General features: G+C 35.8%; 9 protein-coding genes. All 9 read right to left on the bottom strand.

Annotated features, from left to right (window positions below):
* Nucleotides 1-145: 145 nt before the first annotated feature.
* The 9 genes from D7V92_RS16940 to D7V92_RS16900 all read right to left on the bottom strand — a co-directional run bounded on the left by D7V92_RS16940 (nt 146) and on the right by D7V92_RS16900 (nt 9,525).
* A complete protein-coding gene (locus D7V92_RS16940; RefSeq protein WP_011966603.1) occupies nt 146-736 on the bottom strand; it encodes a sugar transferase in 591 nt (196 codons plus the stop codon).
* A 15-nt stretch (nt 737-751) separates the two neighbouring features.
* Complete coding sequence (locus tag D7V92_RS16935) at nt 752-1,951, bottom strand: DegT/DnrJ/EryC1/StrS aminotransferase family protein (protein ID WP_011966604.1); 1,200 nt, start codon at nt 1,949-1,951, stop codon at nt 752-754.
* 61 nt (nt 1,952-2,012) lie between these two features.
* Nucleotides 2,013-2,840 carry a glycosyltransferase gene (locus tag D7V92_RS16930; protein WP_011966605.1) on the bottom strand — a complete coding sequence of 276 codons (828 nt, stop codon included), beginning with the start codon at nt 2,838-2,840 and terminating at the stop codon, nt 2,013-2,015.
* 33 nt (nt 2,841-2,873) lie between these two features.
* A complete protein-coding gene (locus D7V92_RS16925) occupies nt 2,874-3,782 on the bottom strand; it encodes a phosphorylcholine transferase LicD (protein WP_011966606.1) in 909 nt (302 codons plus the stop codon).
* Nucleotides 3,783-3,784: 2 nt separating this feature from the next.
* Entirely contained in the window at nt 3,785-5,155 is a 1,371-nt protein-coding gene (locus tag D7V92_RS16920) for a bifunctional cytidylyltransferase/SDR family oxidoreductase (RefSeq protein WP_036618031.1), read from the bottom strand.
* Between the two features lie 20 nt (nt 5,156-5,175).
* Entirely contained in the window at nt 5,176-6,288 is a 1,113-nt protein-coding gene (locus D7V92_RS16915; RefSeq protein ID WP_036618033.1) for a glycosyltransferase family 4 protein, read from the bottom strand.
* 6 nt (nt 6,289-6,294) lie between these two features.
* Complete coding sequence (locus D7V92_RS16910) at nt 6,295-7,575, bottom strand: hypothetical protein (protein ID WP_121773351.1); 1,281 nt, start codon at nt 7,573-7,575, stop codon at nt 6,295-6,297.
* A complete protein-coding gene (locus tag D7V92_RS16905; RefSeq protein ID WP_011966610.1) occupies nt 7,572-8,501 on the bottom strand; it encodes a glycosyltransferase family 2 protein in 930 nt (309 codons plus the stop codon). Before D7V92_RS16905 ends, D7V92_RS16910 begins: the two co-directional genes overlap by 4 nt.
* Nucleotides 8,491-9,525, bottom strand: coding sequence for a polysaccharide pyruvyl transferase family protein (locus D7V92_RS16900; protein WP_051635777.1), 1,035 nt, complete (start codon nt 9,523-9,525; stop codon nt 8,491-8,493). The genes D7V92_RS16905 and D7V92_RS16900 overlap by 11 nt, the downstream gene beginning before the upstream one ends.
* Nucleotides 9,526-9,547: the final 22 nt, after the last annotated feature.

Here is a 9,547-nt window from a genome sequence, read left to right as displayed (position 1 = left end):
AGCAGCAATCCAGCAAGATAATACCCCAATAGGGTAAGGATTTCTTGGAAAAGTACCAGGTAGATAGTCGAGAAAAAGGATCCCTCATATCAATTCTTGTTTATATAGTTACACGAATAATCTATAGAATAAAAGCTCTTTTGGGCTATTCCGATACAATAGCTCTAAATGTTTGAAATATCAATCTTATATCGAAAGTAAAGGAATGTCTGGCAACATATTCCAGATTAATACGCAATTTATCTGGCATTATTACTTCAACATAATACTTATCTGGATCATTAACCCGTTCAAGAAGTTCATTCTCATTTCGATACCGAATAGAAGCCAAATCAGTAATGCCCGGCCTAACATCCAACACATGCATTTGTTCTTCCGTATACATATCAACATACTTACGAACTTCTGGACGAGGACCAACCAAACTCATATCCCCTTTAAACACATTAATCAATTGAGGAAATTCATCCAATTTGTATTTACGGATATAATAGCCGGACCGAGTAATCCGAGGATCATGTCCACCTACAGTAATAAGTCCTTTCTTATCTGAACCCACACGCATGCTACGGAATTTAAATAGCTGAAAATCCATATTATTACGCCCCACACGAACTTGCTTATAAAAGACTGGACCGATAGAATCACACTTAATCCAAATTGTCAAAATGATAAATAGAGGACTAAGCAAGATAAGCCCTATCCCGCTCGCAACAATATCAAATATACGTTTCAAATCGTTTGGGTTATTTTATTGGGAAATAATGTCAACAAAATTGGAAATCACATACTCCACATCCTCATCCGTAAGACTGGTGTGTAAAGGTAAAGTAATCTCATTATGGTATTGGTTATAAGCATTCGGATAATTTGCGATATCAAAGCCTAAATTTTTATAGGCCGTCATTATAGGTAAAGGCTTATAATGTACGTTACAAGCGATCCCACGTTCAGCCATTTGTTCTATCACAACATTTCGATATTCCACATCCTCACCAAGCAAACGTACAAGATACAAATGCCCACTCGAAGAATGGTCATCACCAAAATGATCCAAGACCTGCACATCACACCCCTTCAGTCCTTCATTATACCTCTCAATAATCTGACGACGACGATACAGCATTTCCGGATAACGCTTCAACTGCGCAAGGCCAATACCCGCCATCACATCCGTCATATTACACTTATAATACGGAGCCACAATATCATACTCCCATGCCCCCAACCTCGTTTTAGCAAACGCATCCTTGTTCTGCCCATGAAGGGAAAGCAATTGAAACTGTTTATAAAGAGACTCGTTGTCAACCCCATCATGATTTCTCCAAGTCAACGCACCTCCCTCTGCGGTCGTAAGGTTTTTCACGGCATGGAAGGAAAACGAAGTAAAATCAGCGATCTCGCCACACATCTTTCCATGCCATTTGGCACCAAAAGCATGAGCGGCATCCGCAAGTACGATAACCCGACCGTATGCCTTCTGGATATCGTTCGCTGGCGAAAACAAATGTTTCTTGCTCTCTACGGCAGCGAATATCTTATCATAATCACAAACCACACCGGCAAGATCAACAGGCAGAACCACCTTTGTCCTCTCCGTGATCGCATCTGCCAACTTATCATAATCCATCTCAAACGAATCAGGAGCGGTATCCACCATGACAACCTTTGCCCCCACATGACAAGTTACACTTGCGGTAGCGGTATACGTATAAGCGGGAGTAATCACCTCGTCTCCTTGTCCAACGCCCAAAACACGCAATATCAACTCCATACAAGCCGTAGCCGAATTCAAGCATACAGCTTGCTCCGTCTGACAACACAAGGCAATTAATCTCTCAAATTCTTTTGTCTTAGGCCCCGTAGTGATCCAACCGGAACGAAGAGCCTCTGCAACTTCATTGATCTCTGCCTCTGACATATCGGGAGGCGAAAAAGGTATCTTCTTCATAAAATACAACAACACTATAAAATAACACAAATAGTACCTAAACCTTTTGTTAGATATAATTTTATTCTCTTAACAACTTCTGAAATACCCACCCTCTTACACTGTTTGGCATCAACACTTTCACTGTGAAATGGACTGTCATATTAAATAAGTATCGAGGAAAACTGATGATTCTATGTTTATAACGCAACTTCTGTAAACCAGCTTCACTCCTGAAGTATTTCCAACCACCACGTCTAGCATACTGTCCTTCGCCCGAACGCATATATACAAGTACTCTATCTAAATTATTGAATTTGCATCCCACTAGATACATTCTCAACCACAAATAAGAATCTTCGTTTAAATACCAATCCTGATAGTTACCAGCTCGCAACACTTCCGACTTTCGGAACATCACCGCAGGATGATTAACTACATCGCGTTTCTTGATATATTGCATACATGTCTCACTACCTATGGGAACTGTACGTTTACCGATAACATTTTCAGGAGTACCAATAAAATCAACAATGTGCCCACTTGCAACACTCAACTCTAGATCTTTCTCAAACTGACAAAGTTGACATTCAAATCTGTCCGGAACAGATATATCATCTGCATCCATTCGTGCGACCAACTCATGCTTCACATGTTCCATACCATATTGCAAAGCCCTGCCGAGACCTTTATTCTCAACCTCCCAATGTACATAAACAGCCGGAATCTCCATTTCAAGTTGTTTGATAGTACTCGCCAGAGCATTAGGTACAGGTCCATCCACATAGACGAACACTTCATCCGGTTGTACCGTCTGCTTAATGGTCACACTCTCGATAGCTGTTCTAAAATCATCAGGGTTATCGTTCTTATAAACAGAAATAAGTACGCTAAATAGCTTGTTTTTCATTCTAAATAATAGAATACAAAAATTTTCTATGCTTCAATCATTAGGCAATTGAAACTTCAAAATAAAATGCCTCTCTCTTTTTTCTACTGGAGGCAATTGCATATAATCATGATAAAGATTTGTCAAATACCGATCATAGTCAGCAGGTATATAAACGATTTCTCCTTCAAACAAAGCCTCTTTTGGAGGAAAATATACAGAAGCATCAAATATTTCTCCATTATAATATTTTCTACCAGTAGGAATACCTAGAGGGTTACCATTCTTTGAAGAAGCCACAAAACGATCAAACCAATAAACCCATTTTGCATGTGGAATAATTCCGAAGAAAGATCCCATGATTTTCTTAATCTGATATCTTCTCTTTAACGATGAATCTAGAGATACAAATTCAGACAAAGACTTACTAGGATACTGCGCATACAAAACCATAATGGATATAAACTGGATTACATTGGCAACAAAACCTTTCATGGCTTGCATGAACTTAGACTGAGGTACTGAATCTAAAGCAAATACATCAATATATAAACCTTTAGGGAAGGGAGAGTTTTCATTGAAAAGTTCTATATTAAAGGAGTTCTTTCTATATATCTTCAAGAATACTGTTTTCGCGTCAGCATCCTTATTAGGATAGTCAAACTCATATTTATCACCTAACCTCCCCTCCTTACACAATCGAATCAATCTTTCATAATCATCACGTCTCATCATTACGTCTAAATCATCATCCCAAGGTATAAAACCTTTATGTCGGACTGCTCCCAAACAACTTCCACCACTGAGCATTAATGTCAAGCCTTCTTTTTCACATAATTTCGCTACATCCCTGTATATATCCAACAAAGCTCGCTTCATGGCAGAAGACTCCGAAGATGTCATCTCATGTAAATAATTCGTTTTATGAGCTAACTCATTCATCAATTCACTATCAGATTTCATCTTTACGGTCTTTTTTTAACATCCACCACTTCTCCGGTCAGGGAAGAAAATATAGTATTCACCGACACAGACGCAACAACACTTGATTTCAACAAGGTATCCTCCGGTTCTATGCCAAAATTTCTCTCCCGCATAGGGGTCTTAGTCCGTTCCGGATTAATACAATTGATACGAATACCACTATCCAGCCACTCTTCACTCAACGCTTGTACAAAATTCACGATAGCGGCTTTAGAAGATGAATACAAGCTATATAATTGACGCCCCCTCGTATAAGAACTGGAAGTAAACAGCAGCAACGCCCCTTTGCTCATTTTTAAATACGGATAAGATTCCCTTGCTACAATAACAGCTCCAAGATAATTCACATGAATACTTTTACAAATCTCCTCATATGTCATTGTAGCCAATGGCTCCCGATTCAAGACTCCAGCCGTATTGACAACCGCATCTATACGTCCTTCCTTATCCATGACAGTTCTCAAAGCATCAGCCACTAGAGCAGGATCGGAGACATCCACTCCATTCTCTGAACGGCTGAAAGAATAGATATGCGCCCCGTACTGGCGACAAATATGGATAATATCAAGCCCAATCCCATAGCTTCCGCCAAAAACAACGATAACCGATGAAGGCAAAGCGGCTATAGTCTTAGGAGTTACCGTTTCATTCTGTTGAGCGATTGATTTTAGCTGAAACAATTTATCCAATAAAAACAGATCTTCTTTGTAAGTCAATTTCATATTAAACTGTTCACCCTTGACTACATACACGAATTCTTCCGGAAGATACTTGTAGACAACCCCACAATCATCTGTCGTTTGAAAACTAACATCCTTTAAAGCCAATTCATAAGCTCGTTTTATCGTAGAACGCTTAAAAGCTTGCGGAGTCTGTCCGTTACGCAAATACTCCCTAGCAGGTATTCCGGTAATATGGTCCGCCGCATCAACTTGAATGATCGTATCAGTCGTCTTGATTGCGACATCCACCGCATTATACGTTTTCAAGGCATTGATACAATCAGATATAATACGATCATTGACCAATGGGCGAACCGCATCGTGGAAAATCATATTCACCTCTTCCTCATAAGCATTAATCGCCGCTAAACTTGAATGGTAACGTTCCTTTCCTCCCTTGAGGATTTTCTTCATCTTGGAATATTCATTCTTCACCAAGATATTCTCTACCTCCTGCACATAATTAGGATTAGAAACCACAACGATCTCATCTATTAACGGATGATTTTGGAAAACATCTATCGTATGTTCAATCACTTTTTTCCCCGCTAACTTCAAGAACTGTTTAGGTGTCGCATCTCCTAAACGTTGACCGAAACCACCGGCCAAAACCACAGCTATATTTCTCATGATGTATAGAATATGAATCTTTAAGATATTAAACTTTGAGTCGCTTGTATTTTATCAAAAGAAGCAGAAAAATCACGAAGCGCATCTTTCTCAATATACCTATATTCTCTATTTAAAAGAATCTCAAGGCACTCCTCATCAGACTTAACAAGAAAACCAGTTCTACGATTCCGGATCGTTTCTTGCGTCCCCCCTTTCTTACGCCCGATCGCAGGAATACCACAAGCTTGAGCCTCTAAATAAACCAAAGGAAGACATTCATCATAATTAGACAGTAACCAAAAACAATCAGCCGCAGAATAATAATAACTCAACTCATCCCTATTCCTTCTTCCTAAAAAAATAACAGATGTAGCTAACCCTTCTCTTTTAACCTCTTCCTTCAACGATTGCAAATAAGGGCCATCACCAATAATTACCCATATATATCGGTCATTTTTTTCTATCAAACGCTTATAAACAGATAACATCTCCGCAAGACCTTTCATCTTTTCTATCCTACTAACCGTAAGCAATATATCTTTATCAAAAGCGTCTATTTGCTTCCTAAAATCGGAAGGAATTTCCCTAAATAGTTCTTTATCTATTCCTGTATAGATTACCTGAAATTTATTTGATATGGATTGAAAATCTCCGGCAGAGATTACTTTTTGTCTATGAAAATCACTGACCGAGACAATCTTTCTACAACTCATCAAACACTTCCTATGATAATGTTTCATCCTCAAAAACACGTTATAGAAAAGATTACTCTTCAGGTCTACATTTCTATAAACCCATTCAACCTCCACACCTTGTATGATAGGTACAGTTCTACTCAATTGTTCTTTTGAGAAATATTTTCCTGCTATAGCAGCCGAAGGACACTGATTCAACAAGATAAGATCAAAACCATCCAAATCCATATTTTTCAAGAACGTACCATAATTATACATCCAAAAATACTCACCATATTTATTGGGTATTTGAATATATGTAAATTTAGTACTTTGGATTGGATTCTTATATTCCTTCGATAATACAGTCACTTTATGACCCAAGTCTACCAAAAGATTTGCATAATCATAAGCAACAATGATTCCTCCATCTAAATCTGGAAGAAAAGCATGGGTTACAATCAAAATATTACACATAAAGAATTAATACCTATGTTTTAAAGTAAAACTAGAGCAGTAACAAAACGGAATAATTAGATAAAACAAATCAGTAAACCCTTTCAAATTCAAAACAAAAAAATAAACAAATATTAAAATAAAAGGAATTTTTCCAAGATATTTATTATTTCTATAAACTGCAAATATAGATACAGATTGAAACACAATAAAACTAATCAATCCAACAATTCCAAAATAGAATATCATACGTATAAATCCAATATCTGTATGCATATAAAACCTGCCAAAAGAATCCATCCATAGCCCGTCTCCTATCACCCATGTCTTAAACAAAGAAGGAAATATATACATTCTAAACATTGCATTTGTCGAAGCCGTTTCCAATTGCCCTGTCTGAGTATATGAATTAATCAATTCAAATCCAAAATCATAGGCTACCAACAAACTAGTCTTCACCTCATAAGAAAAATTCATCACGAATAAAGAAAAAGCACACAACACAACAAACATACTCAAAACCAATTTAATCGAACTAATTTTGATTTTTAATTTCCACATATTAGATTTAAATATAACAAAAGCAATCGCCATTAAAACACCCACTAAAGTTGTTCTTGCCATCATCATACCAACAATAGATATCAAACAAAAAACAAAGCACAAGAATACTTTTTCATATAACATACACTTTTTTTTATCAGCATAAAATACTAACAACAACAAAATCATTCCATGTATTATACCTGATTGAAAAAATTGAGTACCAAACCCTATCAATCTAGCTCCCATCTCTTCAATCAATTTAGTTTCAGCCAAAGACGTATACTTCAATAAATCAGTAAAACACACCATTTTATCCACATCTAAAAACATAACTAATGAAATAATCAATTGAAGCAACGCTGAAGCAATATAATATTTCACAATCAATTCAAAACTTATATCTTTATATAGAATTTTAAAAAGAATCGATATCGTATAAAATGAATACACATTTAAAAGATTCACAATTCCAAATTGCAAAAAAGTATAATCATTAGTACCATTTACAACAGCAGAAATAATCAAAGATATAATAACCAAATAAAACCCACAAAAAACATGAAAATTACACCATTTGATTTTAAAAAGACCTCTATTTATAAAGAAATTATATAAAATACCAAAAAGTCCTAATATAACAGAAAAGGTCACAGGAAAGATCTTATAATGTATTTGATATACATAAGAAAACACACAAAATAGCAGAATTATTTTTCCTGACAAACGAACAAAATATAGATACCCTCTATTAGACACATTCATAATAGTCTATCTTTCTTTATAATAAATCTCTTTAATAAAGCCAATGCAACAACAATTTCAAATCGAAAAATATCACCACTAACAAACAAATAACACAAACATTTAAAGTTATACTTTCTTAAAGAGGAATAAAGTACTTCCAATAATTCTCGTGGGTACTCTTTCTTTTTTATATAACAAATTGTACTTATATCTATACTATTTTCGATTTGACGATCCAACTTTTCATCCTTAAACCGTGCAGAAATTAAAAACCTACGACAAGCAGATGCAGTCCGTTTCTGGACATCACTAAATTTATGACTTACTTGCCCATCCGACAATCTATATCTCAACAACGGTTCCTGTATATTATAAAACTCACCCAACAAAGATAAATCAATCCACATCTTATAATCCTCCGCATGAGGATAATCAGCATCATACCTCACCTCGTTATCAATGAGCACTTGCCGACGAACCATTACCGTTGGATGAGCAAAACAAGTCTGAATAAACAATAGATTTTTCAGATCTTCCGATTCTTCTGGCAAAAACAGAGTGAATCTCTTAGCCGTATCTACTCCAAAAAGAATGATTTGCGTTCCACAAACTACGATATTTGGACTTTCCTCCATCACCTTGACTTGCTTTTCAAAACGTGTTGGAAGAGAAACATCATCAGCATCCATCCGTGCTATATATTTCCCTTGAGCCAAGTCCAATCCTCTATTCAATGTATAGATCAAACCCTCATTTTTTTCATTCCGATAATAACGAATTCTCTTATCCGAATAAGCATGAATCACCTCTTCTGTATTATCCTGCGATCCGTCATTGATAATGATCAACTCAAAGTCCGTAAATGTTTGGCTTAAAATACTATCGATAGATTCCCCTATCGTATCTTGAACATTATAAGCCGGCAATACTACACTAATCAACATGCTTTTCTAATATTTTATCCACATAAGGAGATACTTCTAAAATATCCTGCAAATGCCATGTATCCACATAAGCTGATAATTTGCCTGTCGTATTATTTATATAATAAACTGGCTTATGAAATAAAATAGATAAAATTAACCCATGCAAACGAGTCGTTATTACTTCCGAGTAAGGGGAAATAAAATCACAACCTCTCTTTAGAAGATAAGGACGAACAATACGGATAGCATATTCATCAGCCAGATGGTTAACAAATCTTTGCAAAACAGTTAAACAAGTTATTTTTTGCAAGTAATAAGCAGCTCTTTTCATTATCCTCAAAATCAATAAGCAAATTGGTCTTCTTTCTAATGAGGGCCAGTCACGTATATCAAAACCTCTCAAATCATCCAATATGGTAGAAAAATCCATTTCCTTATCAATACGCCTCAGATAAAGTTTTTGCCCCCAAAAAACACATTCTCTGTATTTATTCAAATATTCATCAGATATATAAAAAGCCATATCTGGAACTAACAAAATCTTATTCTTTCCAAAATGCTCTTTCAAAAAGTTATAACTCCATTTATCACGCGCACACAATGTCAAATCATTATGACGAGCCATGACTGCCGCATCTTTCGCTATTAAAGATTCATCCTCATACCAAATAGACTGAGGAAACATTATGATCCGATTATTTGGGAACTGTTCTATTACTCTCAAACGGAAATCTTGACACTCCCTATACAAATCACCAAAATTACCTCCACCATTAAACAGTATAACGGTTTCGGGGTGGAGGTAATTTTCACACCATGAATTTGACGAAGACTGCAAACACTTATATTTTATAGAAGATAAAAACTGCCTTTCACCTTCCCATATCAATATATCTCCTATATTACCATGATAAGGATTATCTAAATGTACATAATCTGATGTTATTAAAGGTTCTATATTATCTTTTATTATCTTCCTTAATTCTTCTATCTTTTCCTGAAAATCCATTATTTTATATTTAAGCCATTTATAATCAATCATTTCAATATCTATTACAGATAAA

The organism is Parabacteroides sp. CH2-D42-20 (genome assembly GCF_003670185.1).
Lineage (GTDB): Bacteria > Bacteroidota > Bacteroidia > Bacteroidales > Tannerellaceae > Parabacteroides > Parabacteroides distasonis.
This window is presented reverse-complemented; position numbering and strand designations above follow the sequence as displayed.